Below are 26676 nucleotides of genomic sequence, written 5' to 3' on the forward strand. Positions count from 1 at the left end.
CCTGCCATTGTGGCATTGATCCGCGGCCGCATTCCGCGGTCTAGACTGACCGGGATGTCCACCGCCGATCCCCGTGAGCCCGACCACGATCCCAGCCCCGCGGGCGGCCCTCCCGTCCGAGGGCACGCTCTGCGCTCGAGCCTGACCGTGGAGCTCTCCGAGCTCGCCGCGCTCCCCGGCAGCCCGGTCCCGGCCGATTTCGCCGCGCAGCCCGACCTGCGCCGGATCCTCGACGGCGAGCGCACCAGCACCTGGACCATCGGCGGCCTGGGCCTGGTGGGCTTCGGCCGCGCGGCCAACGTGGTCGTCACCGGCGAGGGCCGCTTCACGGCGGCGCGCGCATGGTGGGACGGGCTGCTCGGGCAGCTGGAGATCGCCGATCCGCTCGCCCGCTCCGCCACGGGACCCGTGGCTTTCGGCGCCTTCACCTTCGCCCGGGCCTCGAGCGCATCCTCCGGGCTCGTGCTGCCCGAGCTGGTGGTCGGCCACGATCACGACGGCGCCTGGGTCACGCTGGTCTCCGAGCGCAACCGCCTCGAGCCGGCCGACGTCGCCGACGCCTGGCGGCGCCTCGTGCCCCGGGTCTTCCCGGCGGGCCACGTGGACGAGCTCCCGGCCGGCTCGGCTCCCCGTCAGGCCGAGGACGAGGCAGCCGCGCGTTCGTGGTGCTCGGCCGTCTCCGACGGTGTGGAGCTGATCCGCGAAGGCCACCTGCAGAAGCTCGTCCTCGCCCGGGCGGTGAGCGTCCACGGCCGGGACCGGCCCCTGGACATCCCCCGTGCGCTGCGGGCGCTGGCCCGCGACTACGACACGTGCTGGACCTACTGCGTCAACGTCGACCCCGACCGCGGCCCGTCCGCCGGCCGCCTGTTCGGCGCCACCCCCGAACGGCTCGTGCGGGTGCTCGACGGCACGCTGCATGCGCGGGTGCTGGCCGGGACCCTGGACAGGGCCGCCGCCCCGGGGGATCAGGACGGCACGCTCTGGGCCAGGCGGAAGCTGCTCGAGGACCCCAAGCAGCGGGCCGAGCACGAGTTCGCCATCGCCTCCCTGCTGCAGTCCGTGGCCGCCTACACCCGTGAGGTGCGCTCCTCGGCGGACCCGTTCGTGCTGGAGCTGCCCAACGTGTGGCATCTGGCCTCCGACGTCGCCGCGGAGCTGACCCCCGGGGCCGACGGCACCGTCCCATCGGCCCTCGAACTCGTCGAGGCCGTGCATCCGACGGCGGCCGTGTGCGGGACCCCGACGCACGCCGCGGCGGAGGCGATCACCCAGCTCGAGGGGATGGACCGCGGGCTCTACGCCGGACCGGTGGGATGGCTTGACTCCCGCCACAACGGGGACTTCGGCATCGCTCTGCGGGGCGGCGTGCAGCGCACGCCGGCACTGGCGCAGGTCTACGCGGGCTGCGGCGTCGTCGGCGCCTCCGTGCCCGAGGAGGAGCTCGCCGAGACCCGGGCGAAACTGCGGCCGGTGCTGGGAGCGCTCGGCGTCGCCGCCGATGGGTCCGCCGGCGGTTCTTAGGACGGGCGAAGGTCCTCGCGCGCGCCGGTAACCTCCGGGTCATCTCGGGACGCGTACCATGAAGCGATCGTTGCACCGGCTTCCCCGGCGGTCCTCGCCCGGGGCGAACGGCGCGACGATGCCTTTCAGGCCGCCTGCACATCCGGGCGGCTTCGTCCGGGGCATGTCCCAGCCCTACACCACACGACGTCGAGGTATTCCATGAGAACCCGCCACTCAACCACCCTGCTCGCGGCCGCCGGCGCCGGCGCGCTGCTCCTCTCCGGCTGCACCTCCACCACCGGTGAGGCCCAGAGCGAGTCGGGCGTCCCGTTGATCAGCGACGGCGCTCTGACGGTGTGCACCAACACGCCGTACACGCCCTTCGAGTTCGAGCGCGACGGCGAGGTGGTCGGTTTCGACATGGATCTCGCCGACGAGATCGCCGCCGACCTCGACGTCGAGAAGACCGTGATCCAGACCGGCTTCGAGGGCATCGAGTCCGGCGCCGACCTCTCCACGAACAAGTGCGACGTCGCGATCTCCGGCATCACCATCACGGAGGCCCGGGAGTCGCAGATGGCCTTCTCCGAGTCGTACTTCGACGACGAGCTGGGCCTGCTGGTTCCGGCGGGCTCGGACATCCAGTCCTTCGAGGACATCGGGGATGCCCGCGTCGCCGTGCAGCAGGCCACCACGGGCCAGACCTACGCCGAGGAGAACGGCCTGAACTTCGAGCAGCAGGAGGACGTGGAGCTCATGCTGCAGAAGCTGGAGACCGGCGGCGTGGAGGCCGTGATCGGCAACGTGTCCGTCCTGGGCACCCGCGCGGCCGGCAACCCGGACGTGGTGCTGGCCGACCAGGAGTCCAACGGCGAGCAGCTCGGCGTGGCCGTGGGCTCCGAGAACACCGAGATGGTCGACGCCGTGAACTCGACCATCGACCGCATCGAGGGCGACGGCACCATGGACCGCATGCGCGAGGAGTGGATGGGCCTGTGATCCTCGACCGTAAGACCCGTCTCCTCACGGGCGCTACCGCAGCGGGCGTGCTGCTCCTGACCGGCTGCACGTCGACCGCCGAGAACGACAACGGCGACGGCGGCCTGCAGACCATCACCGAGGGCCAGCTGACGGTGTGCTCCGAGTCCAACTACCCGCCGTTCGAGTTCGAGCAGGACGGCGAGATGGTGGGACTGGACATGGACCTGGCCGCCGAGATCGCGAAGGACAACGATCTCGAGGTCCATCACGTGGCGCTGACCTTCGAGACCATGGTCTCGGGGGCCGCCCTGGACACCCGGCAGTGCGACATCGTGACCTCCGCGCTGACGATGACCGACGAACGCCGCTCGGTGATGGACTTCTCGGAGCCCTACTTCGACAATCAGCTCGGCCTGGTCGTCAAGGACGGTTCGGACATCGGCTCCGTCCAGGATGCGCTCGACTCCGATGCCCGCGTGGGCGTGATGCAGCAGACCACGGGCGACGCCAAGGCGAAGGAGCTCGGGCTGAACTCGGTGCAGTTCGAGGACGTCCTGATGTTCCAGGACCTCGAGAGCGGCGGGGTGGACGCGGTGCTGGACGACCTGGTGCCGATCGCCCAGCACTCCGAGGACTACCCGGATTTCGTGGTGGTCGAGGAAGTCCAGGCCGACGACCAGTTCGGCGTGGGCGTGCGCAAGGGCGATACCGCCATGCTCGACGCCGTCAACGCCACGATCGAGCGGGTCAAGGAAGACGGCACCCTGGAGGAGATCACCGAGACCTGGGTCCCGGTCGCCCACCAGTGACCGGCCAGAGTCCCGGCTAAGAGAAGGAAACCATCCCATATGGCTATGACCGCCCGCGAAAGGGCCAAGGTCTCCCGGGGGGTCCAGTACGGGCTCCTGGTGGTGATCGTGATCGCCCTGGTGTTCATCGCGGACTGGAACACCCTGATATCACGCGCCCTCAACCCGTCCGTGATGGCACAGCAGTTCCCCGAGATCATCACGGTGGCCCTGAAGAACACCTTGATCTACACGGCGCTCGGCTTCGTGGCCGGCATGTCCGGGGGCATTCTGCTGGCGCTCATGCGGCTGTCGTCGGTGGCGCCCTACAGGTGGATCGCCACGCTCTACATCGAGCTGTTCCGCGGCGTGCCCGCACTCCTGGTGTTCCTGGCCCTCGGTTTCGGCGTGCCGCTGGCCTTCCAGGTCAGGTTCAACAACCTGGTCACGGTCATGCTGGCCCTGGGCCTGGTCTCGGCCGCCTACATCGCGGAGTCGTTGCGCGCCGGCCTGCAGGCCGTGCCCAAGGGCCAGTACGAGGCCGCCCGCTCGCTGGGGATGAGCCACAGCAGGGCCATGATCACGATCGTCATCCCCCAGGCGCTGCGCATCGTCCTGCCGCCGCTGACCAACGAGGTCATCCTGCTCGCCAAGGATTCGTCCCTGGTCTACCTGCTGGGCATGACCGTCTCCCAGTACGAGCTGACCAAGTTCGGCCGCGAGGCCATCTCCGGAAGCGGTGCGGGATTGACGCCCCTGGTACTGGCCGGCGTGTGCTACCTGGTCATCACCGTTCCGCTGGGCTTGCTGGCCCGTTACTTCGAGCAGCGCGCCGACGCCCGCTCGGCCCGTCACTAGGAGGACCCGTGAACAACACAGCATCCGTCCCCGGTGCCACCGCATCTCATCCCGCCTCGGTCTCGATCGACGGGCTGCACAAGTCCTACGGTTCCCTGGACGTGCTCAAGGGCATCTCCCTCGAGGTCGGGCCCGGGGAGGTCGTGTGCCTGATCGGGCCCTCGGGCTCGGGGAAGTCCACCCTCCTGCGCTGCGTCAACCTCCTGGAGACCCCGCAGCAGGGCGTGATCCGGATCGGGGACGTCGAGGTCACGGATCCCGAGGTCGACATCGACGCCGTTCGCCGCCGGGTGGGCATGGTCTTCCAGCAGTTCAACCTCTTCCCGAACATGTCGGTGCTGGGCAACCTCACCGTCGCGCAGCGCAAGGTGCTGGGCCGTTCGGAGGCCGAGGCCAGGAAGACCGCCATGCTCAACCTGGAGCGCGTGGGCCTGGCGGAGAAGGCCGAGAACGCCCCCGCCCAGCTGTCGGGCGGCCAGCAGCAGCGCGTGGCCATCGCCAGGGCCCTGTCCATGGACCCGGAGCTCATGCTGTTCGACGAGCCGACCTCCGCCCTGGACCCCGAGACCGTGGGCGACGTCCTGGCGATCATGCGCGACCTGGCGAAGGAGGGCATGACCATGCTGGTCGTGACCCATGAGATGGCCTTCGCCCGCGACGTCGCCGACCGGGTGGTGTTCATGGACGGCGGCGTGGTGGTCGAGGAAGGGCCCGCCCGCGAGGTGGTCGGGGCGCCGCAGCACAAGCGCACCCAGGCCTTCTTGTCCCGCGTCCTGAACCCGACCCAGGTGGACGCTCCTGAGGACTGATCGGCCGATCCGATCGCCCATCCCCGCCGAAAAGACGATCTGCTCGCCCATCAAGTCTGATGGGCGAGCAGATCGTCTTTTCGGCGCGGCCGGGCCAACGATGAGACCACTCGGCCCACCACTCGACAGTGGACCTGCACTCGGCGGTGGACCTGGACGCTGCACGCCTCAGCCGGCGGACCCTGTGCCCAGCGCGTCCACCCGCCGGGTGATGCGGGCGTGCAGGTCGCGCAGTCCCTCCCGCCGGGCCGCGACGACGACGACGGACGTTCCCCGGATCGGACGGGACAGGGCCTCCCGCAATCCGGGCAGATCGGCGACCTCCACGACGGGCACGCCGTAGGCGCGGCACAGTCCGGCGATATCGGCCTCCGGCTCGGTGCCGAAGAAGCGCTCGACCGTGCCGGCCCAGCGCGGTTCCTCCGCGAGCTCGCCGTGCTCGAGCGTGGCGAAGATCCCGCCGCCCCGGTCGTCCAGGACCACGAGCTGCGCATCCGGGATCCCCTCGCCCTTCAGATGCAGGAGGGAACCGGCGTCGTGCAGGAAGGTCAGGTCCCCCAGCAGCACCCGCACGCACGCCTCCGTGGCCAGCGAGACGCCGGCCGCGGTCGCGACGGTGCCGTCGATCCCGGCCAGCCCGCGGTTGGCGATCACCCGGACGTTCCCCGCACCTTCGCTCCCCGGCTCCGCCGACAGGTCGAGGTCGCGGATCGGGTTGGAGGAGCCTGCCACCAGGGCGGCTCCGTCCCGCCCGCATGCTCGCCACACCTCACGCGCCACCGCCGGGCCCGGCAGGAACCCGGGGGCGGTCCGGATGAGATGGTCCAGCTCGTCGTCGACGCCCCGTTGCGCCTGTGCTCCGAGGCCGCGCCAGGCCGCCAGCCATTCGGGAGCCCCGCGACCCGTGAAATCGAGGACCTCGCCGAGAGACCGCAGCACGGTCTCCTGCCTCCGGCCGTCCTCGTACCAGGCCACGGGGGCCGGCTGCCAGGCCGCCGTCCGCAGGTCCGTGCGCGCGAGCAGCCTGCCCACGGGACGGGACAGCGTGGGGCGCCCGATCAATAGGACCCGTTCGATGGATCTCCCCGTGGCAGAGTCCAGCAGGAGCCGGTAGGGGCCCACCGCGGTCTCCCCTCCCCTGGCGCCCGAAGAGGGTTCGGCCAGCAGCGGAAGCCCCAGTGCGGTGGCCATCTCGGCGGCCGCGGGTCCAGCACCGTCCCCCGCCAGGATCACGGTGCGGTGTTGCGGCAGGCAACCGGCCGCCGCTGCCAGCTCCGCCGCCTCGCCGGGCCCGAGGTCCACGGCGTGCACCGGGTCGAGCGGGCTGGGCACCCATCCGGGGCCGGCGGCGGAACCGGCTGCGCCGTTCCCGTCGGTGCCTGTTCTGCCGGTGTCTGCTCTGCCGGTGTCTGCTCTGCCCGTGTCGGTCCGGCCGGCGCCCGCGGAAGAGACCGGAAGGTCGTCGAGGGCCGGCTGAAGGGGCTCGCGGAGCGCCACGTTGATGTGGACCGGCCCCGGGGGAACGCCGTCGTCACCGCGCAGCGCGGACAACGCGGGGGCCAGGGCCTCCGCCACGTCCGCGCCGAGGGCGGCGCCGGTCAGCCCACGCGGTACCACGACGTCCACGGCGGCCCGCACGTGGTCCCCGAACACGCCGGGCTGTCGTGTGGTCTGGTTCGCCCCGGTGCCGCGCAGTTCGGGGGGCCGGTCCGCCGTCAGGAGCACCAGGGGAACCTCTGCGTGATCGGCCTCCAGGACAGCGGGCAGGAGGTTCCCGACGGCGGTGCCCGACGTCGTGATCACCGCGGACGGCGTCCCCGTCGCACGCGCCGCCCCCAGGGCGTGGAAGGCCGCCGAACGCTCGTCCAGCCGCACGTGCGCCCGCAGATCGGTGCCGTCGCGGCCCGCTGCGGTATAGGCGAAGGGGGCCGACCGGGACCCGGGTGCGAAGAAGAACTCGCGGGCACCGCCGGCCACCAGGTGGTCGAGGACGAGCGAGGCGGTCAGCAGGGATTCGTTGGTCACCGTCTCACCCTACTGACCGCCTCAGGCGTTCCCGGCCACACCGGATCGCCCGGCAGCAGGTCCCGATCACGCCCCGGGGCTGCCGCCGTCGTGCTCAGCCGTCGGAATAGGACCGCGGCGCCTGGCGCGCCTTGCGCCGCAGCTCCTCGGAGGACTTGCCCCGGTAGCCGTGGCGCCTGGGTCCGCGCTTGCCGTTGCCGGCCCTGCCCCGGCCGCCTCCGTGACCATGACCGTGGCCATGGCCGTCGCCGTCCCCGGAACCGCTCTCGTGCTCGTCCTCCTCCACGAAAGGAGGCTCGCCGCCGGCCAGGGAGAAGACCTGCACCACCGACGGGCGGGCGAACGCGAACTGGCCCTCGCCCTGACGAGTGGGCAGGACATAGTCGGGGAAGTAGGACCGGGGCTGGGCGAAAGTCCCGTCCTCCCCCGGATGCTGGACCGCGACGTAGACCATCTGCTCCTTGTCGTGGATCACCGGGCCGCAGGTCTCGGCGTCCTGCGGGACGGAGAGGAACTGCGTCGTGCGGCCGCGCTGCTCCCCGGTCAGGTCCACGCGGAATAGGCCGTCGTTGTAGCCGATGGTGCCAGGGGCACCGTCGGTGGAGATCCACAGGTTGCCCTCCGAGTCGAAGGCCAGGTTGTCGGGGCAGGAGATCGGTGAGACCTGGTCGGCGGGGAATCCCGAGAAGTAGGCCGTGGAATCCTTGGCGGGGTCACCGCAGACGAGGAGGATGTCCCACTGGAAGGTCGTGCCGGCTGAGTTCGGATCGTCCTCGGTGATCTCGATGACGTGGCCGTCACGGTTGTTGGTGCGCGGGTTGGCCTCATCGGCCGCTGCCTTGTCCGGCTCACCGCGCTGGGTGTTGTTGGTGCAGGCCACGTAGACCTTCCCGGTGTGCGGATTGGGCTCCACGTCCTCGGGGCGGTCCATCTTCGTAGCCCCTGCCTTGTCGGCCGCCAGACGGGTGTAGACCAGGACCTCGTCCACGGCCATGCCCTCGATCCTGGATTCCCCGCCGACCACCAGGGGCAGCCACTCGCCCTTCCCGTCGAAGGCGCCGTCGGAGGGCAAGCGCCCCGAGCCGTCGATCTCTGTCTCGGTATTGCCGGTGAACTTCGCCACGTAGAGGTCCCCGGAGGAGAGCAGGCCCATGTTGTGGGCGCGGTCGCCCTCGATGTACTTCTCCGCGGAGACGAACTTGTAGAGATAGTCGAAGCGCTCGTCGTCACCGGAGTAGGCCACCACGGTGCCGTCTGGGGCGATGTGGACGTTGGCCCCCTCGTGCTTGAACCGGCCCATCGAGGTGTGCTTGACCGGGGTGGAGGCGGGGTCCGAGGGGTCGATCTCCACGATGTAGCCGAAACGGTTGACCTCGTTGGCGTAGCCCTCGTTGTTGCCGTCCCAGCGAGGATCCACCAGATCCCAGCGGCGGCTCGGCGGCTCGGCGGGAATGCCGTAGCGCTGGTTCTCCGGGGTGTCCGGGCCGGAGAGGACGTTCTGGATGTTCTCCTCGCCGGAGAGGATGGTGCCCCAGGGGGTCACGCCGCCGGAGCAGTTGTTCTGCGTGCCCAGCACGGTCAGGCCCTCGGGATCGGCCGCGGTCTTGAGCAGGTCGGAGCCTGCTGCGGGCCCGTCGACGCGGAACGGGGTGTCGGCGGTGATACGGCGATTGCGCCAGCCACCGCGGACATAGGTCCACGGTTTCCCGGGAGCCTCGCGGACGATCTCGACGACGGCCATCCCATGCGCTGCGATCCCCACGCTCGCAGTGCGCTGCAGATCCTCGATCTGCTCCTCGGGGAACATGGTGTTCTCGTTGGTGTACTCGTGATTGCACACGAGCACTCCGGTGGTGCCGCCCTCATCGGGCAGGATGTCGAGGTAATCGTTGTTGAACCCGAACTGCTTGAGCTGGGCCTCGGCGGTCTGGTCGTGGGGGTCGAACTCCGGGGAGTCGTCGAACAAGGGGTCGCCCCAGCGGATGATCGGGGACCAGTCGTAGCCCTCGGCGACGTTGAGGTCATCCACGGTCGCCGCCACGGGATCGATGGGATCGAAGTCCAGGGCGGCTCCGTTGCATCCCCAGTAGCCGAAGGTGGCGCGGGCTTCCGTGCGGCTGCCGGTGACGGCGACGCCGACGGTCACGGCAGCGGCGGCCCCCAGGCCGAGGGCCGCCCGGCGCGACAGCGCGGAAGAGGCGACCTCCCGGAAGGTGCCGTTCGCCGAGGTGTTGCATACGGGCTTGGTGCACTGGGAACCGCACTTGAGCGCACAGGTGAGCGGGCTGCGCTTTCCGTTGGTGTGACCCAGCATGGGCAAAAAGAACCGGTTCATTCGTCCCTCTCCGCGCGGCCTGGCACCGCGCATTCAGACAACGACGCCATGCAACCGGCCCCCGATGAGCTGAGAGCACATTCCAGGACAACGGCAAGTGAACGGAAGAGGACCAAACACGCTGGTCAGGGGCAGGTCCCCGGATCTACCTCCACTCGAGGGGCTGCTGTCCGGGCTCTGGGCCGGAGCCCGGGCCGGGTTCCAGGAGGGCATGAACACGGCGGACGCGGTCCAGCCACCATGTCCGGCGAGCATCATCCACGACCAGCCCTCTGACTTCCAGGGAACCGGGACCATAGTCCCGGACGGGCAGTTTTCCGTGTTCCGGTTTCAAGGGGGCCTCCGTGACGTCGCGCGCCAGGAGGGCGCCGGTGCCCAGCCCGCAGGCATATGGCAGCTCCGGCAGGCTCGCCGCGAGCGCCACGCCCGCGCTGAGCCCCACGGAGGTGTCCAGGGCGGAGCTGACCACCGCGGGAAGCCCGGCCTGCTCGACGACGGACAGCGCGCGCCGGACCCCGCCCAGCGGGGCGACCTTGACCACGATGAGATCCGCCGCTCCGGCTCGCGCCACCGCCAGCGGGTCCTCGGCCTTGCGGACCGACTCGTCCGCCGCGATCGGCACGGTCACCCCGTCGCGGTGCAGGGCCTCCCGCACGGCGTAGAGCCCGTCCACGCCCGGGGCCGGCTGCTCGGCGTACTCGAGGTCGTACCGCGAGAGCCTGCGCAGCGCTGACACCGCCTGGTCCACGGTCCAGCCCTGGTTGGCGTCCACCCGGATGCGCGCCTCCGGGAGGGCCGCCCGCACGGCGGCCACGCGGGCCTCGTCCTCCTCCACGCCCTGTCCCCGTTCGGCCACCTTCACCTTCACCGCGACGATGTCCTCTCCGTAGCCGCCCAGCACGGCGGGCACCCGTTCGGGAGCGACGGCGGGCACGGTGGCGTTGACGGGGATCTCGCTGCGCAAGGGTGCCGGGAAACCCAGGTACGCCGCCTCCAGGCAGGCCCGCCACCAGGCGGCGGCCTCGGCGTCGTCGTATTCGAGGAAGGGGGCGAACTCCCCCCATCCCCGCGGCCCGGGAAGCAGCACCGCCTCCCGGCGGGTCACCCCCCTGAAGCGCACGGTCAGCGGGAGATCGACGACGATCGCCTTCTCCAGGAGCTGCTCGAGGTCCAGCGCGGGGATCTCCCCGTCGGGTGCGGGTCCCGGCCGTCCGTTCTCCCGGGGGATCGGACGGGTGGATTCGATCGGCTCTGGGTCCCGCTGCGCCGGCTCAGTCATGGCTTTCACTCTACGTCGGCGACCGCCCCTCCCGGCGGGCCACCAGCCCACAGCGCTCACCCAGCGAACCATCAGGAATCCCCTGCCATTGCCGTGCGAGTACCAGCTGGTACGGAGGCTTACCTGCCACACTGGAGCGCATATGCTGTGGAGCCGGGTGGCTCGGCTCCCGTTTCCACGACTTCCATTCCACGACTTCCATCCGCACCGCAGCCGCGCGGCACCCGTCCTGTGCCGGCGCGGCCGATCCATACCGGAGGACCCCAGTGACTTTCATCCCCGCGGAGAACGGGCCCGACGACAACGCTCGGCGTCGATCGGGCGCGGGTCACGGCACCGGCGACGGCGAGACTCCCACGGAGGCCATCAGCACTGCGGACGCTGCCGGTGAGACCATCAGCGCCTCAGCCGACTCTTCGGCCACTCGCCCCATGCCCGCCGTCTCCGGGCAGACCCGGCAGAACCGTTACGACCTCTCGCCGGATCCGCTCACGGCCCCGATCGAGACTCCCCCGTGGACGGACCGGAGCGCACCCCGCAGGGACGACGCGGCCTCTACGCAGCCGGCTTCCCCGCAGCAGCCGGCGACCGCAGGGCGGGCGGACCAGGCGAGAGGACAGCAGTACCCGGACGGCGGGTACACCGGCATGAGCGCGCCGGCGCATCAGCAGGCCCCCTACCCCTCGAACGGGTACTACGGCGGGCAGGGCCAGGGCGCACCGCATCCTGCCGGCGGCTATCCGGCGCAGCCTCCCGCGCAGCAACCGGCCCAGTACCCCCTCCAGCCGGGCCAGCACCCCGGCCAGTACGCGACGGCGCCGCACGGCGCCGCCCCGGACGCGCCCGGCCGGGACGTCACCTTCGGGATCTTCGTGGGGCAGGTGCTGCGCGCCGCGATCCTGCTGGCCCTGGCGGCCGGCGTCGCCTACTACGCCCTGCGCACCGTGGGCGGGCAGTGGGCGGACGAGCTCGCCATCCAGGAGGGCGAGCGAGCACTCGCGCAGTTGCCATCGAGCTGGGTTCCGCTGATCGACCTGATCCCGGTCGCGGTATGCGCGTTCTGGGGTGTTCTCAGCCTGATCTTCGCGCTGGCCGCGAACCGGTGGGTTCCTCTTCTGGTCGCCGCCGGGAGCGGGCTCGGCGCCGTGGTCAGCGTGCAGTTGCTCAAGCGCGCGATCCTGACCAAGGCCCCGTACGGGATCCAGGAGTCCCCCATGAACTCGCTGCCCTCCGGCCACACGGCCGCGGCCGCCACAGCGGCGGTCATCGCCGTGATGGTCGCCCCGGCGCGCTGGCGGGGTTACGTGGCGTTCCTGGGCGCCCTGACCACCTCGCTGGCCGGGATCTCCACCGTGCTGAACGGCTGGCACCGCCCCATGGACGCCATCGTGTCCGTTCTGGTCGTCACCTGCTGGGCGGTGCTGGGCGCACTGCTCTTGCGCTGCCTGATCCGGCCGGAGCGCTGGCGCCCCAACCGGGCGATCGGCTCCCTGGTGCTGGGCATCCTGCTGCTGCTGGCGGCGGGGGCCGGCCTCGCGGCCATGCAGACCGTGGCGATGAACGGGCTCGCCCTGGCCACCGGAGCGGCGGCGATCCTCGGGGTCAGCCTTCTGTGCGCCCACCAGAGTGTGCGAGCGTTGCGCCCTCGGCATCGAGCTGCGTGAGCCGGTCCAGCAGGATCCGCGACGCCCCGGGACCGTAAGGGAGCCGGAACATCGACGCCGTGATCTGCACGGGCACCTGGTTCAGAGGCTGCTCGGCCTTGGTGACCCGGATCCGCTCGATCGCGGTGGCCATGGTGGCGGCCATGCCGCGGACCTCGTCGTGGTCGACGGGCAGGCCGTGTCCGGGAACCACCACGCTGTACCTGTCCAGGTCGGCGAGCTGCTCCAGACCGGAGACCCATTCCTCCGGGAAGGAGTCCTCGAAGGAGGGGTCCGCCCCCTGCTCGACGACGTCGCCCGCGAAGACGACGTCGTCCACCCCCACCAGGACGTCGTTGTCGGTGTGACCACGTCCCAGGGAGAACACGAGGGCCTGGCGCTCTCCCAAGTCGATGCGGGTCAGGGCGGGGCGCCGCCCCGAGCCGGGAAGGTGGCGGGCCGGCACCACGATCCGGGTGTCCAGCCCGGAGCCCTCGCCCATCTCGGGCTCCAGGACCCCCACGAACGAACGCTGGTAGTCGCCGTACTCGGTCATGGCCTGCGCGGCCACCCGATGCGACCAGAAGTCGGTGACGCCCGCCCTCTGGAACACCGCATTGCCCATGTAGTGATCGAAATGCGCGTGGGTGTTGAGGACCACCAGCGGCAGGTCCGTCACCTTGCGCACGGCCTCCAGGATGGCCCTGCCCTGCCGCGGTCCTGCGCCGGTGTCGATCACCAGGGCACGGCTGTGCCCCACCACCAGGCCGGAGTTCAGCCTCCAGTTCTCCGTGGTGATGACGTGGACATCCTGTCCGACCTCATTAATGGTGATCACTGCTTCAGCGTAAAGCCCTGAGCGGGCCCGCTGCGACTTTGGTGACCCGATTCATGACCGGGCGAATACCGCGCATCCGTGCGAGGAACGAGCGGCCCGAACCGGGGTCTTCGGGCGGCAGGACCGGTCTGACGTACTGTGTTCGCCATGAACGGGACCACGGATCAGCCCGGCGCGGGCAGGTACGCCCCTTCCCCGTCCGGCGACCTGCACATCGGCAACCTCAGGACAGCGATCCTGGCCTGGGCCTTCGCTCGTTCGGAGGCGAAACGTTTCGTCCTGCGGGCCGAGGACCTCGACCGCGTCGCCGAGGGAGCCCAGCAGCGCCAGCTGAGGGACCTCGCCTCCATCGGCATCGACTGGGATCCCCCCGTCCTGCAGCAGTCGCAGCGCGAGGATCACCACCGCGCTGCCGTCGCCGAACTGACGGCCAGGGGCCTGACCTACGAGTGTTACTGCACGCGTCGTGAGGTACAGGCGGAGATCGCCGCGGCCGGCGGTGCCCCGCACGGGGCGCCGGGAGCCTACCCCGGGACCTGCCGGGACCTGACCGAGGCGCAGCGGCGAGAACGCCGCCGCCACCGGCCGCCCGCCGTCAGGCTGCGCACGGACGGGAGCCCCGCGACGATCCGTGATCGAGTGTTTGGAAATGTGACAGCCCTCGTGGACGACATGGTCCTGCTCCGCAACGACGGCCGCCCGGCCTACAACCTCGCCGTGGTGCTCGACGATGCGTTTCAGGGCGTTGACCAGGTGGTTCGTGGTGATGACCTGCTGACCTCGGCCCCCCGGCAGAGCTATCTGGCGCGGCTCCTGGATCTGCCGCCCGTGGACTACATCCACGTGCCGCTGGTTGTCAACGACGACGGGCGGCGTTTGGCAAAGCGCGATGGAGCTGTAACCCTAGAGGACTTGTATGCGGCGGGATGCTCGTTACCCGAGGTCATGGGCTGGATCGGCCGGTCGCTGGGCCTCGGGGACACGGTGCGTTCCGCTGCCGAGGTGCTGGCCGGAATCGACCGGGTCCACTTGACTGGAGGCCCGTGGGTCTTCCGACCGCCCGTGCACTCGCCAGGCTCGGCGGGTGCCACGACCGCGCGATGACAGCCATGCCTGAGCGCGTTGACGTAAGCAAGTAACCGATGGGGATGGAACACTCCTGAAGCAAGCAGCCGCACACCCCGTGGAGACGGCTGTACCACCGTTCGGCGCCACCCCGCAGTCCCCCAGGGCCGGTGCCGTCTAGGAAAGGATTCAGATGGTTGACTTCGATTCGGGCTTCTGGTGGATGCTGGCCGCCATCGGCCTGTATTTCGCCGCGATGCTGGGGGTGGGGTTCTGGGCCTCGACCCGCACCCGCGACAAGGACGACTACATGATCGGCGGGCGGAACCTTCCTCCGACCGTCGCGGCATTGTCCGCCGGCGCCTCGGACATGTCCGGCTGGCTGCTCATGGGCCTGCCCGGCGCCCTGTACCTGGGCGGAATGGTTCAGGCCTGGATCGCGATCGGCCTGACCCTGGGTGCCTGGGTGAACTGGAAGGTCGTGGCCCCGCGGCTGCGGATGTTCACCGAGAAGTACGACAACGCGATCACCCTGCCGTCGTTCCTGGGCAACCGGCTGGTCCGCGGCGGGCGCATGCTCCGCATCGTGGCCGGACTGGTCATCCTGGCCTTCTTCACGTTCTACATCTCCTCGGGCATGGTGGCCGGCGGCAACTTCGCTTCCTCCGCCCTGGGAGGCGCCCTCGAGCAGAGCTTCGGCTGGAGCGTCAACGAGACCTACCTGATCGGCATGATCGTCATCGCGGGCGTGACCATCGTCTACACCCTGGTGGGCGGCTTCCTGGGGGCCAGCTACACGGACTTCTTCCAGGGCACCCTGATGTTCCTGTCCCTGCTGATGGTCCCCGTCGTCGTCCTCTTCATGGTCGGCGATCCCTCCCAGATCGTGTCGCGGGTCGACGACGTGCACCCGGGCGCCTGGAACCTGTTCGACTTCGGCGCGGCGGGCGGCCTGATCGGCGTGATCTCGCTGTTCGCCTGGGGTCTCGGCTACTTCGGCCAGCCGCACATCCTGGTGCGTTTCATGGCGCTGCGCTCCCATGAGGACGCGGTGGCCGGCCGCCGGGTGGGCGTCATCTGGATGGCGTTGTGCGTCATCGGCGCGATCCTGACCGCGCTGTTCGCGGTTCCCCTGGTGGACTCCGGCCGCCTGGCCCTGACCAATACGGAGACGGCCGAGACCGTGTTCCTGGACGCCGCCATCGGACTGTTCCCGTCCTTCCTGGCGGGCCTGGTGCTGGCCGCCGTGCTCGCGGCCATCATGTCCACCGTGTCCTCCCAGCTGGTCGTGACCACCTCCGCCATGGTCGAGGACCTGGCGCTGCTGTTCCGGCGCAAGCCGCTCTCGGCCAAGGCCTCCCTCTGGGTCAGCCGTCTGGGCGTTCTGATCGTCGCCGTGATCGCGATGGTCATGGCCCTGGACCCGGCGGAGTCGATCCTGGCTCTCGTCGGCTTCGCCTGGGCGGGCTTCGGTGCCGCGTTCGGCCCGATCGTGCTGCTGTCGCTGTACTGGCGCAAGCTCACGGGCATCGGAGCGACCGCGTCCATGGCCACGGGCGCGATCGTGGTCTTCGCCTGGCCGCACACGCCCTGGGCCGATCTGTACGAGATCATCCCGGGCTTCATCGCCGCGCTGGTGGTCGCCATCGTCGTGTCGCTGCTGACCTACAGGGCCGACCCCGGCGTGGAGCAGCGCTTCGACGAGGCCGTGGCGCTGTCCCGCGAAGGCCTCCCCACGGAGGAGACCGCGGACGGCGAGGCTGCGGAGACCTCCGCCAGGGCATAGCCGTCAGTCCCTGACACCGACGAGAACGGGGCGACCGGTTTTACCGGTCGCCCCGTTCTCGTCGCATTCGGCCGCTGATCAGCCCCGGCGGGAAGCCCTGCCCGAAGCCCCGGCCCTCAGAAGCCCAGGGTGGACAGCGAGGACCTCAGAGCGTCCGCCGACTTGTGCAGCTGCTGGACCTCGCCGTCGGACATGGGGACCGGGAGCTGATGGAGCACGCCCGCCCGGCCCACGACGGAGGGAACAGACAGCGCCACGCCGCTGACCCCCTGGTAGTCCTCCAGGATGGTCGAAACCGGCATGACGGCGTGCTGGTCGGAGAGGATGGCCTGGCAGATCGAGCCGCCCGCCATGCCGATGGCGTAGTTGGTGGCCCCCTTGCCCGCGATCACGCTGTAGGCGGCGTGCATGACCTCGTCGGCGATCGTGTCGCGGACGTCCTCCGGGAAGGCCAGCTCGCCGGTCCCGTTGCGCCACTCGAGCAGGGGGACGGAGCCGATGTTGGCGATCGACCACAGCGGGAACTCGGTGTCCCCGTGCTCACCGACGATCATGGCGTGCACGGAGGTCGGCGAGACCCCGGCCTCCTCGGACAGGCGCAGCCTCAGCCGGGAGGTGTCCAGGACGGTGCCGGAGGACATCACGCGTTCCTTGGGCAGGCCCGAGAGCTCGCGGAAGACGCTGGTCAGGACATCGCACGGGTTGGTGACCAGGACGTAGACGGCGTCCGGGGCCACCTCGAGCAGCTTGGGCGTCATGGCCCGCAGGATGTTCACGTTGGCCTCGGCGAGCTCCAGACGCGGCTGCCCGGGCTTCTGCTTGGCGCCGGCCGTGATGACGACGATATCGGCCCCGGCCAGCACCGAGACGTCGTCGGAACCGCTGACCACGGTGGAAGGGGAGAACATCGCGCCGTGGGACAGATCTGCCGCCTCGGCGTGGACCTTCTCCGAGGCGACGTCGTAGATCGCGATCTCACGGGCGATGCCGCGGATCTGGCAGAAGTACGCGAGCGACGAGCCCACGGCACCAGCGCCGACGATGCCGATCTTGGAACGGCGGTCGCCCGCGGTTCCGCTCGACCAGGAAGACGGGGAGGTGGCTGCGGTTTTCGACTCGGTCATCAGGACCCCTTCTGGGTGGGTAGTGGTCGCCGGTCTTCGTGTCTCCGACGCTGCAAGGCTTCGGCGCCTTACGGAGTCCAGTTTCCAACAACAACGCAACGGGCGACAATGAATTGCCGCCCGTTGCCGTCATTTTTCAGCCCGATTGCTTGGCTTCACGTTGCTTTACCTGGGTTCAGCAGTGGTACGTCTCGCTCGGGGCCTCGAAGTGGATGTCGTACCCGTCGGGCACGCTGAGCCCGAAGGCCTGGGCCAGGCCGAGCACTTTGTTGGCCCGCGCGAGCCTGGGCAGATCCGAGCCGTTGCGGATCTCCCCGCCCGCGGCCTCGAATTCGGTCAGGAACTCACTGGCCCAGGTCATCTCCTGCAGCGACGGCGCCAGGCCCTCGTTCACGGCGGCGGCCTGTTCCGGCATCAGGCACAGCTTGCCGGTCATGCCGAACTCCGCCGTCACCGCCGCCGCCTCGGCCAGCTTGGCCCCCATGGCCCCTACGGAGGGGCCATCGATGGGCCCCGGCAGGTTCGCGGCGCGCGAGGCGATGGTGAACTGCGAACGGGCGTAGGCCAGGGTCAGGGGGTCGTCGCCGAAGCCGGTGTCACGGCGGAAATCGCCCAGTCCGAATCCCAGGCGGTAGGTGGACCGCGCCGCCGCGATGGCGGGCAGCGCCTGGACTCCTCGGGCGGTCTCCACGAGCGCGACGATGCGCACGTCCTGAAGGGCCTCCGCGGTCCGGGTCACGTGCTCGGGGCTCTCGACCATGGCCAGCATGACGCCGTCGAGCCCGGGGACCCCGGCCAGTGCGGCCAGGTCCTCGGCCCACCAGGGAGTACCGAAACCGTTGATGCGAACCCATCCCCGGCGGCGATGCCCTCCCTCGTCCAGGCTGGACAGCCATTCGGTCACCGCGCGCCTGGCCTCGGCCTTCCCGGCGGGGGCCACGGAGTCCTCGATGTCGTAGACGACGACGTCCGCCGCGCTCGCCGCGGCCGGGGCGAACCGCTCCGGCTGGGCGCCGTTGACGAGCAGCCAGGACCGGGCGAGCTCGGGTCCGATGCCCGTGGCGGCAGCGGCGCTTCCGGCCGGCTGCGGGGAGTCCTGGTGCTCACCGGGACGGAGAGCGGTGCGGGTGAGGGTTTCCGGGGCAGTTGCAGTCATGGTTTTCGTTCTCTTTCCTGGAGGGGCTCGAGTCCGTGAGCCCGAGGGGCGCTCGGCCGTCTCCCCCGGGAACGGAGCCGGGTCGGCGCACGCGGGCACCGACCGCTGACACGCAGCCAGGAGGAGAAGCCGGAGAGGTATGGGGGGCGTGCGCGGTCCGGTCTCCGGAGTGGGAGACCCAGACGGGGGTGGCCGCCGCACCCCGTGAAACCGCATGTCTCGCGAGTGTGCGAGCGGGTCTTGCGCGTCGTCCAACGCTTCCGTGAGTGCCTGTTTGATGTGGGCGCTCACCACGGGGCCTGCAAACGATGGGCACGACACTATCGCACGGCCGTGGCCCGCGCCACATCCGGAGCCCGGCTACTGCGCCCCGGGCCGCATTCCCGCCTACATCCTCGCCTTGGTGCGGGCGGTGGCCGGGGTGCTCCAGGGATCTTCCGGCCAGGGGTGCTTGGGGTACTTGCCCCGCATCTCAGCGCGGACCTGTGCATAGGGACCCGCCCAGAAGGAGGCCAGGTCGGAGGTGATGGCGAGCTCCCGGCCCGCGGGTGAGAGCAGGTGGAAGACCACCGGGACCCGGCCGCCCAGGAGCCGGGGGGATTCGGCCAGGCCGAAGCACTCCTGCAGCTTGACCCGGACCACGGGCTGCTCGCGATCCCAGAGGACACGAGCGGTGGCTCCCGACGGCACGGGCAGCCGCGAGGGTGCCAGTTCGTCCAGGCGGGCGGCCTCGGGCCAGGGCAGGAGCCTGCGCAGGGCGGGCTCGAGCGGGGTCTCCTGGATTCGCCCGCCTCGGGCCACGGCGGAGATCTCCGGCCCCAGCCACTCGTCCAGCCGGCCCAGGAGAGCGTCGTCGTCCACGGCGGGCCACGGATCGCCCATGCTCCGGTGGAGGGCCGACAGGCGAGCGCGCAGCTGGAGGCTTCCCTCCCCCCAGGGGAGCATCCCGAGGCCGTCTCGTCGCAGCGCTTCACGGACGGCCTCGGCGGCCCGCTGCGGCTCGGCCTTGACCGGGGTGCTCGTGAGCGTGATCGCCCCCAGGGCCCGCACCCGCCGGGCGGTGAGCCGGCCGTTGCCGAAATGGACCTCGTCGCCCTCCCGCAGCATCGTGGCTCCCGTGATCTCCGCCGCGGCGCGGTCCAGGGGTGCGGCCATCCGGATCGTGGCTCCGGTCCCTCCGGCGGCCTTCCCCGCGGCCCGGGAGACCTCGGCCACGGCCAGCCACTCGTGATGGGCCAGCGACGATCCGGCCGGCAGACCGGCGCGGGTGCCGCCGGCGAGCAGATAGGTCCCTCCGTCCTTGCGGGCGATCCATTCCGGGCGGGCCAGGGCCACGACCGCGCCCGGTTCGTATCCGCGGACGCTCTCCGCGGGAGCCCCGTCGGCTCCGGTGTCGGGGGTGCCCTGCCCTGCGATGCGCTCGAGGCGGCGCGACTCTTGCTGCCAGGCCCCGGCGTGGGACCGGCGGCCCGTTCGGCCCCCGGAGTCACCACCGCCGCGCAGCTGCGTCAGCGCGGCGGCGAGATCCCCGCCGGCTACGGGGTGATCGCCCGTGAGCAGCGCGACCACCTCGGCGGCCCGCCGGGCGCCGGTGAGCGGAGCGCCTTCCAGGAGACCGCGCGCCAGCCTGGGGTCGGCGGGCACGGCGGCGAGCCGGTGACCGAGCCGGGTGGCTCGCCCGTCGTCGTCGACGGCGCCGAGGGTGCGCAGCACCGTCACGGCCTCCCCGAGCGCTGGGGCCGGGAGAGGATCGGGCAGAGAGAGGCCCTCACCGCGGGGAGCGCCCCACACGGCGAGCGTGAGGACCGCCTGCGTGAGGTCGGCCGAGGCCGCCTCCGGGGTGGACTGGGCCGGCATGGCGGCCCAGGCGCGTTCGTCGTAGCAGCGGATCACCCGACCCGGACCCAGGCGCGCGGCGCGCCCCGCGCGCTGTTCGGCCGACGCGCGCGAGGCGGCGACCGTGACCAGCCCGGACATCCCCCGCACGGTGTCCCGGCGCGGTTCACGGGAGAGCCCCGAGTCGACCACCAGGCGCACCCCGGGCACCGTCAGGGAGGACTCGGCCAGGGAGGTGGCGACGACGATGCGCGGCGGGTCGCCCGGGCCACGGCCGGATACGGCGCGGTCCTGGTCCCGGGGGCCGACGCGTCCGTGTAATTCCAAGATCTCCGCGGCATCCGTTCGCGCCCGGATGCGCTGGGCCACGCGGGCCACCTCCCATGCACCGGGCACGAAGACCAGGGCGTCGACCCCGGGATCCGCGGTCAATGCGTCCCGGTGGGCTCTGGCCGCGGTGCCGGCCACGTGGTCGAGGAAACCACCGGAAACGCCGCGATCGTCGATCCGGTGGCCGGTGTACGGCGTCCAGTCCACCTCGAGCGGGTGCAGGACGGAAGGACAGCTGATCACGGGCGCCGGCTCTCCGCGATCCGTCGGCAGTAACCGGGCGAAGCGCTCCGCGTCGAGGGTGGCCGACATGGCCACGAGCCCGAGGTCTTCGCGCAGCTGGCGGAGCTCGGCGAGCATCCCCACCAGGAGGTCGGACTCCAGCCCTCGTTCATGGACCTCGTCGAGCAGCACCGCCGCCACTCCTGGCAGCTCGGGGTCCTGCAGGAGCCGGCGGAGCAGGATCCCGGGGGTCACGAACTCCACGAGCGTCCGGGCTGTCACCGATCGCTCGCCGCGGACGGTGTACCCCGCAAGCTCCCCCACCGCTGTTCCCGTCAGCCGCGCCAGCCTGGTCGCAGCGGCCCGGGCGGCCACCCGGCGGGGCTGGGTGACCACCACCCGGCGGGGAGAGCCCGGGTTCACCGCGCGTACCCGCCCCTCCCCCAGGGCATTGGCCGCCGCCGGGGGCAGAAGGGTGGTCTTGCCCGTCCCGGGTGGCGCCTGGACCACCGCCGAACCCGACCCCAGGGCTGCCGCGAACTCGCCGGTCACCCCGGCGACGGGCAGGCCGGAGCCGATCAGGCCGAGGTCGAAGGCGGAGGAGGTCATGGCACCAGTCTGGCAGTCCGCACGTCCGGCACGGCAACCGGCGCAGGGACGGGGCACGGGAACGGGCACCGGAACGGACGTAGGATCGGAACCGTGACTGACGCAGAAACCGATCACGCATTCGACCCCCGGGAGTCCACCCCCGGCGCCCTTCCCCCGGCCGTCTCCGAAACCTTCGACCCCTCCCAATGGCGGGAGGTCGAGGGCTTCGAGAGCCTCGAGGACCTCACGTACCACCGGGCCGTGGCACGTGATGCCTCCGGCTCGGTCGTACGGGACCTGCCGTGGGTACGCATCGCATTCGACCGGCCGGAGGTCCGCAACGCCTTCCGCCCGTCGACCGTGGACGAGCTCTACCGCGCCCTGGACCACGCCCGGATGTCCTCGGATGTCGGGGCGGTCCTGCTGACCGGCAACGGCCCTTCCGCCAAGGACGGCGGGTGGGCCTTCTGCTCGGGGGGCGATCAGCGCATCCGCGGCCGGGACGGCTACCACTACGCCGACGGCGACACCGCGGAGACCATCGACCCCGCCCGGGCCGGCCGCCTGCACATCCTGGAGGTCCAGCGTCTCATCCGCACCATGCCGAAACCCGTCATCGCGCTGGTCAGCGGGTGGGCAGCCGGAGGCGGTCACTCCCTGCACGTCGTCTGCGACCTCACCGTGGCCTCCCGCCAGCACGGGAGGTTCAAGCAGACGGACGCCACCGTGGGGTCCTTCGACGCCGGTTACGGCTCGGCGCTCCTGGCCCGTCAGGTGGGGCAGAAATTCGCCCGGGAGATCTTCTTCCTGGCCCGGGAGTACGGTGCCGAGGAGATGTTCCGCATGGGCGCGGTCAACGCGGTGGTGGACCACGAGGATCTCGAGACCACGGGGATCGAATGGGCCCGGATGATCTGCCGCCAGTCGCCCCAGGCCATCCGCATGCTCAAGTACGCCTTCAACCTTCCCGACGACGGCATGGTCGGCCAGCAGGTCTTCGCCGGTGAGGCCACGCGGATGGGCTACATGACGGACGAGGCGGTCGAGGGCCGTGACGCCTTCCTCGGCAAACGCGAACCCGACTGGTCCGCTTTCCCCTACTACTTCTGAGCCCGTTCCCGACCGTGAGCAGCCGAGCACCCCGAACGCAAGACCTCCCCGATGGCACCCTGCTCCTGGACGGCCCTGAGTCCGTGACCGCCGTGGGCGGCGTGGCCGGGCTGCTCGATTCCCTGCGCGGAGTCCTGCGGCGCCCCGGGCCCGCCGTGGTCGTGGCCACCTCGGGTTCCACGGGCCGCCCCAAGCGCACGGTACTCAGCACGGAGGCTCTGATGGCCTCCGCGACGGCCACCGCCCGGCGCACGGGCGGACCCGGCCAGTGGCTGCTCTGCCTGCCCGCCTACTACGTGGCGGGTCTCCAGGTCCTCGTGCGCTCGGTCGTGGCGGGCACGGAGCCGGTCCTGGCCGCCCCCGGCCACTTCACGGCCGCGGGATTCGCGGAGGCCGCCGAGCACCTGACGGGACTCGTCAGGTACGTGTCCCTGGTTCCAACGCAGCTGCAGCGGCTGGTATCCGGCGCCGACGACCCCGAGGTGCTCCGCGCCCTGCGGTCCTTCACCGCGATCCTCCTGGGCGGCTCGGCGGTCTCCCCCGCCCTGCTGGAGCGGGCGCGGGAGCTGGGGGCCCGAGTGATCACCACCTACGGGATGTCCGAGACGGCCGGTGGCTGCGTCTACGACGGCGTCGCCCTCCCCGGCGTGCGGGTGCACATCGGGGATGAGCCACCCGCCGGCCCCGATACGCCGACGAGCGGGGCCACCCTGACCGGCAGGATCTGGCTGGGCGGCCCCGTGGTGACCGACGGATACCTGGACGATCCGGAGCAGACCGCCCGGCATGTCTTCGCACAGGAGCCGGCCGCGGCAGCAGAATCCGCAGCGGCCACCCGGTGGTACCGGACCGACGACCTGGGCGAGCTCACCGAGCAGGAAGGGCAGCCCCGCCTGCGGGTGACGGGGCGGGCCGACGACGTCTTCGTGACCGGCGGCGTCAAGGTCTCGGGCGGGGTCCTCCGCCTGACCCTCCTGGAGGACCCCCTGGTCGAGGACGCCGCGGTGGTCGGCCTGGAGGATCCGGTATGGGGTCAGCGCATCGCCGCCGTCGTCGTACCGGGCTCCCCGCCGCCCGATCCCGCCTCCTTCACGGACGGACTGGCCCAGCGGGTACGGGACGAGCTGGGGAGTCCCGCCGTCCCCAAGGACTGGCGCCTCGTGGAGGCCCTCCCCCTGCTGCCCACCGGGAAGCCGGACCCGGCCCGGATCCGCGCCCTGTTCACGGTGCACGGTGCCGGCTGAGGAAACGTGAAAGAATAACGCGGTCCCTCTGGGTGCGCCGCACTTCCCCGCCGCACCGCATCCGGGGCCGCGGATCCACCGAGCCAGTCGGCGAAGGCGCGGTCCGCACCCTCGTCTCAGGAAGGTCACCAGTGGCAACACCTGCCCAGTGGATCGAAGGCGCCCGGCTGCGCACGCTGCCCATGGCGCTGGCACCGGTCGTCGCGGGCACCGCCGCCGCCCAGTCCATGTGGGGCGCCCGTGTCGGCCATGCCCTCCTGGCCTTCCTGGTGGCGCTGTTCCTGCAGGTGGGCGTGAACTACGCCAACGACTACTCCGACGGCATCAAAGGCACCGACGACGAACGCGTGGGCCCCCTCCGCCTGGTCGGGTCCAGAGCGGCGACGCCCCGGCAGGTCTTCGCGGCCGCCATGGCCTGCTTCGTCGCCGCGGCGGTCGCTGGCCTGGCCCTGATCATCCTGTCCCGCCAGTGGTGGTTCATCGTGATCGGCATCTCCGCCGTGTTCGCGGCGTGGGGGTACACCGGTGGCAAGCGCCCCTACGGCTATCGCGGCTGGGGCGACGTGGCGGTGTTCGTCTACTTCGGCCTGGTGGCGGTCGTCGGCACCACCATCACCCAGGCCGGGGAGCTGAACCTCGAGGCATGGATCGCCGCCACCGTGACCGGTGTGTTCGCCTGCGCCCTGCTGATGGTCAACAACATCCGCGACATCCCGGGCGACCGCGAAGTCGGCAAGCGGACGCTGGCCGTGCGGCTCGGCAACAACCGGGCGCGCGTGGTCTTCGCGGCCGAGATCGCCCTGGGGTTCGCCCTGCACCTCTTCCTGGTGCCCCACAACCCGTGGATGCTGATCGTCCTCCTGGCCCTGCCGCTGGGGATCAAGGCCTGCCGCACCGTGCTGTTCAGCACCGAGCGCGCCGCGCTGATCCCGGTGCTCAAGCTCTGCGGCATCCTGAACCTGGTGTGGTCGGTCCTGTTCCTGCTGGCCGTGCTGCTGCGGCAGTGGCTGTAGTGCGGATGCCCGGCGCCGGAGGTCAGTCCTGATCGCGTGACGGACGCCGGCCGTCCTGCCGGTCATCCTGAGGCGGGACGGCGTCCTCGTGCTGCGGGGCGTCCCCGGTGGCCCGCTCCGCCGAATCCGCATATGCGTCCTCGATCTCGGCGTCCTCGTCCCCCAGGGAGTCCCTGCGGATCCTCGGCGTACGGGAGAACAGCCGGTTCAGGTCCTGGCTCGCGGCGATGTGCAGCTTGGGGAAGAAGATGTAGCACACGGCGAACGCGATGATGATCGAGGTGAGGCCGGAGAGGAGGATTCCGAGCCGCAGCCACAACCCCAGCACGAACGCCAAGACGAGCAGGCCGAGGCGGAGCGTGGAGTACTTCAGGAAGTTCACCCCAGCAGTCTAGTGCCGCCACTTGGGCGCACCCGAAACGGTCCGGTGCGGTTCAGTGCGGGTCAGTCCTGCACCGGGGCCTTCAACGGCCACCGGTCCTGCCACGCCTCCGGGTCCTTGGCCAGCTGGGCCACCTCGGGCGGGAAGTCCCCCGTGAGGATGTCATCGATGCTGACCTCGTCCAGCACGCGGCGCAGCGCCGCCCGTACCGCCACCCAGACGACGGGTAGGTGCGCGGCCGGGCCGCTGTAGGCGGTATCCGACGGGCGTATCCCCCGCACCCCGGCCAGCGGGCCGTCCACGGTGCGGATCACGGCGCCGACCTTGAGCTCTCGGGGGGAAACTGCCAGCCGGTACCCCCCTGAGGCACCGCGTTTGCTCGTGACCAGGCCGCCGCGCCGCAGCTGGCCCATGATCACTTCCAGGAACTTGGCCGGCAGTTCCTGCCGGTAGGCCAACGTGGCGACGGGCAGGGCGTCCGTACCGGCGGAATGGGCTTCGGCAAGCATGAGCAGAGCCCGAATGGCGTATTCGGACCGCGCTGTGATCTCCATATGACGATTGTTTCATGAGCTTTGACTCCCCCCGGGCGAGGTGGGAGGCTCCTGCTCGTTGAAACCCGACAGAACCAGTCGGAATTATCGGGATTCGGTCCGCGCTGCAAGAACCGCGAGAACGGGGAACCGGCCTCCGGGCCGCGCCGGCCGGCATCACGATCACGGGAATTCCCGTGCAACAGCCATGACCGCAGCAGGAGATCCGCAGAAGGAGGTGCCCCGTGCGCACTCTGATTTTGATAGCCCTCGTCGGCCTTGCAGCACAGCTCGTAGATGGTGGCCTGGGCATGGCCTACGGAGTCACCACCTCCACGCTCCTGCTCATGATCGGGGCCAACCCGGCCGCGGCCTCCGCGACGGTCCACCTGGCCGAGGTGGGCACCACCCTCGCCTCGGGCATCTCGCACTGGCGTTTCGGCAACGTCGACTGGCGCGTGGTGGCCAAGATCGGCATCCCCGGAGCGGCCGGCGGCTTCCTCGGCGCGACGGTGCTGTCGAACCTGGACGCCTCCGTGGCACGGCCGGTGATGAGCACCGTTCTCCTGATCCTCGGCGTCTACATCCTGTGGCGCTTCACCTTCAAGGGCCTGCGGAAGGAACGCCTGGGCCGGAAGATCCCCGCCAGGTTCCTCTCCCCGCTGGGTCTGTTCGCGGGCTTCATCGACGCCACCGGAGGCGGTGGATGGGGGCCGGTGGGAACCCCTGCGCTCCTCGCCGACGGCCGGCTCGAACCCCGCAAGGTGGTCGGTTCGGTCAACACCGCCGAGTTCATGGTGACCGTCGCGGCCTCGCTGGGGTTCTTGATCCACCTGGGCGGCCAGGGCATCAACTTCGCCTGGGTGGGGGCGCTCCTCATCGGCGGCGTGATCGCGGCCCCCATCGCCGCGGCTCTGGTCAAGGTCATCCCCGCGCGGGTCCTGGGCCCGGCCGTCGGCGGCCTGATCGTCCTGACCAACCTGCGCACGCTGCTCTCGGCGGACGCTCTGAACGCGCCGGCGCAGCTGACGAACGTCGTCTACATCGCCGTCGCACTGGTCTGGATCGCCGCCGTCGTCCATGCCGCACGCGCCCACCGGAGGGAACGGGACACGAGGCGGGTCGTCGCCGGTACCGGGGATTCCGGGCAGTCTTCGCTGCCGGCTGATGAACGAGACGAGGCAACTGTCAAGTCACCGGTTACCTAAGCAATATGATTGAT

21 protein-coding genes are annotated in these 26676 nt (G+C 70.8%); 12 read left to right on the plus strand and 9 right to left on the minus strand.

What is annotated here, in order from left to right; genetic code table 11:
- The first annotated feature begins 54 nt into the window (after positions 1-54).
- The 5 genes from FCK90_RS02350 (at position 55) to FCK90_RS02370 (ending at position 4942) form a co-directional block, all read left to right on the plus strand.
- Positions 55-1524 (plus strand): isochorismate synthase, encoded by a 1470-nt coding sequence (locus FCK90_RS02350; RefSeq protein WP_158032696.1) that lies wholly within the window; start codon positions 55-57, stop codon positions 1522-1524.
- Positions 1525-1725: 201 nt separating this feature from the next.
- The gene (locus FCK90_RS02355; RefSeq protein ID WP_158032697.1) at positions 1726-2505 is read left to right on the plus strand and encodes an ABC transporter substrate-binding protein; all 780 of its coding nucleotides are present in this window, start codon (positions 1726-1728) and stop codon (positions 2503-2505) included.
- Positions 2502-3296, plus strand: coding sequence for an ABC transporter substrate-binding protein (locus FCK90_RS02360; RefSeq protein ID WP_181954163.1), 795 nt, complete (start codon positions 2502-2504; stop codon positions 3294-3296). The genes FCK90_RS02355 and FCK90_RS02360 overlap by 4 nt, the downstream gene beginning before the upstream one ends.
- 39 nt (positions 3297-3335) lie before the next feature.
- Positions 3336-4133, plus strand: coding sequence for an amino acid ABC transporter permease (locus tag FCK90_RS02365; RefSeq protein ID WP_158032699.1), 798 nt, complete (start codon positions 3336-3338; stop codon positions 4131-4133).
- An 8-nt stretch (positions 4134-4141) separates the two neighbouring features.
- The gene (locus FCK90_RS02370) at positions 4142-4942 is read left to right on the plus strand and encodes an amino acid ABC transporter ATP-binding protein (RefSeq protein WP_158032700.1); all 801 of its coding nucleotides are present in this window, start codon (positions 4142-4144) and stop codon (positions 4940-4942) included.
- Between the two features lie 168 nt (positions 4943-5110).
- Here the strand turns inward: FCK90_RS02370 and menD are convergent, their stop codons facing one another.
- From menD to FCK90_RS02385, 3 genes are all read right to left on the minus strand, one after another.
- The gene (gene menD, locus FCK90_RS02375; RefSeq protein ID WP_158032701.1) at positions 5111-6967 is read right to left on the minus strand and encodes a 2-succinyl-5-enolpyruvyl-6-hydroxy-3-cyclohexene-1-carboxylic-acid synthase; all 1857 of its coding nucleotides are present in this window, start codon (positions 6965-6967) and stop codon (positions 5111-5113) included.
- A gap of 94 nt (positions 6968-7061) precedes the next feature.
- Positions 7062-9302, minus strand: a complete 2241-nt coding sequence (locus tag FCK90_RS02380) for a PhoX family protein (RefSeq protein ID WP_158032702.1) — start codon at positions 9300-9302, stop codon at positions 7062-7064.
- Between the two features lie 145 nt (positions 9303-9447).
- Positions 9448-10581 carry an o-succinylbenzoate synthase gene (locus tag FCK90_RS02385; protein WP_158032703.1) on the minus strand — a complete coding sequence of 378 codons (1134 nt, stop codon included), beginning with the start codon at positions 10579-10581 and terminating at the stop codon, positions 9448-9450.
- A 266-nt stretch (positions 10582-10847) separates the two neighbouring features.
- Here FCK90_RS02385 and FCK90_RS02390 point away from each other — a divergent pair, with 266 nt between their 5' ends.
- Positions 10848-12245, plus strand: a complete 1398-nt coding sequence (locus tag FCK90_RS02390; RefSeq protein WP_158032704.1) for a phosphatase PAP2 family protein — start codon at positions 10848-10850, stop codon at positions 12243-12245.
- Here FCK90_RS02390 and FCK90_RS02395 read toward each other — a convergent pair.
- Positions 12184-13062: an MBL fold metallo-hydrolase gene (locus FCK90_RS02395; protein ID WP_158032705.1), complete on the minus strand. Its 879-nt coding sequence runs from the start codon at positions 13060-13062 to the stop codon at positions 12184-12186. The two genes, FCK90_RS02390 and FCK90_RS02395, sit on opposite strands and share 62 nt — an antisense overlap.
- A 147-nt stretch (positions 13063-13209) precedes the next feature.
- On the opposite strand from FCK90_RS02395, the gene gluQRS reads away from it, so the two are divergent.
- Together gluQRS and putP are read left to right on the plus strand one after the other, a co-directional pair.
- Positions 13210-14166, plus strand: coding sequence for a tRNA glutamyl-Q(34) synthetase GluQRS (gene gluQRS, locus FCK90_RS02400; RefSeq protein ID WP_158032706.1), 957 nt, complete (start codon positions 13210-13212; stop codon positions 14164-14166).
- A 154-nt stretch (positions 14167-14320) separates the two neighbouring features.
- Complete coding sequence (gene putP / locus FCK90_RS02405) at positions 14321-15913, plus strand: sodium/proline symporter PutP (protein WP_158032707.1); 1593 nt, start codon at positions 14321-14323, stop codon at positions 15911-15913.
- A gap of 116 nt (positions 15914-16029) precedes the next feature.
- Here the strand turns inward: putP and FCK90_RS02410 are convergent, their stop codons facing one another.
- From FCK90_RS02410 to hrpB, 3 genes are all read right to left on the minus strand, one after another.
- Positions 16030-17037: an L-lactate dehydrogenase gene (locus FCK90_RS02410; protein WP_158032708.1), complete on the minus strand. Its 1008-nt coding sequence runs from the start codon at positions 17035-17037 to the stop codon at positions 16030-16032.
- Between the two features lie 175 nt (positions 17038-17212).
- Entirely contained in the window at positions 17213-18193 is a 981-nt protein-coding gene (locus FCK90_RS02415) for an HpcH/HpaI aldolase/citrate lyase family protein (protein ID WP_158032709.1), read from the minus strand.
- Between the two features lie 387 nt (positions 18194-18580).
- Positions 18581-21190 carry an ATP-dependent helicase HrpB gene (gene hrpB, locus FCK90_RS02420; protein WP_158032710.1) on the minus strand — a complete coding sequence of 870 codons (2610 nt, stop codon included), beginning with the start codon at positions 21188-21190 and terminating at the stop codon, positions 18581-18583.
- A 93-nt stretch (positions 21191-21283) separates the two neighbouring features.
- On the opposite strand from hrpB, the gene FCK90_RS02425 reads away from it, so the two are divergent.
- The 3 genes from FCK90_RS02425 (at position 21284) to FCK90_RS02435 (ending at position 24539) form a co-directional block, all read left to right on the plus strand.
- Complete coding sequence (locus tag FCK90_RS02425) at positions 21284-22282, plus strand: 1,4-dihydroxy-2-naphthoyl-CoA synthase (protein WP_158032711.1); 999 nt, start codon at positions 21284-21286, stop codon at positions 22280-22282.
- Positions 22283-22296: 14 nt separating this feature from the next.
- Positions 22297-23526 carry an AMP-binding protein gene (locus FCK90_RS02430; protein WP_246179916.1) on the plus strand — a complete coding sequence of 410 codons (1230 nt, stop codon included), beginning with the start codon at positions 22297-22299 and terminating at the stop codon, positions 23524-23526.
- Between the two features lie 131 nt (positions 23527-23657).
- Positions 23658-24539, plus strand: a complete 882-nt coding sequence (locus FCK90_RS02435) for a 1,4-dihydroxy-2-naphthoate polyprenyltransferase (RefSeq protein WP_158032712.1) — start codon at positions 23658-23660, stop codon at positions 24537-24539.
- 22 nt (positions 24540-24561) lie between these two features.
- Here FCK90_RS02435 and FCK90_RS02440 read toward each other — a convergent pair whose 3' ends face one another.
- Complete coding sequence (locus FCK90_RS02440) at positions 24562-24921, minus strand: DUF4229 domain-containing protein (RefSeq protein ID WP_181954164.1); 360 nt, start codon at positions 24919-24921, stop codon at positions 24562-24564.
- 62 nt (positions 24922-24983) lie between these two features.
- Positions 24984-25475: an RrF2 family transcriptional regulator gene (locus FCK90_RS02445; RefSeq protein WP_158032713.1), complete on the minus strand. Its 492-nt coding sequence runs from the start codon at positions 25473-25475 to the stop codon at positions 24984-24986.
- A gap of 224 nt (positions 25476-25699) precedes the next feature.
- On the opposite strand from FCK90_RS02445, the gene FCK90_RS02450 reads away from it, so the two are divergent.
- Positions 25700-26662, plus strand: coding sequence for a sulfite exporter TauE/SafE family protein (locus tag FCK90_RS02450; RefSeq protein ID WP_158032714.1), 963 nt, complete (start codon positions 25700-25702; stop codon positions 26660-26662).
- Positions 26663-26676: the final 14 nt, after the last annotated feature.

It is taken from the genome of Kocuria coralli (genome assembly GCF_008831305.1).
Classification (GTDB): domain Bacteria; phylum Actinomycetota; class Actinomycetes; order Actinomycetales; family Micrococcaceae; genus Kocuria; species Kocuria coralli.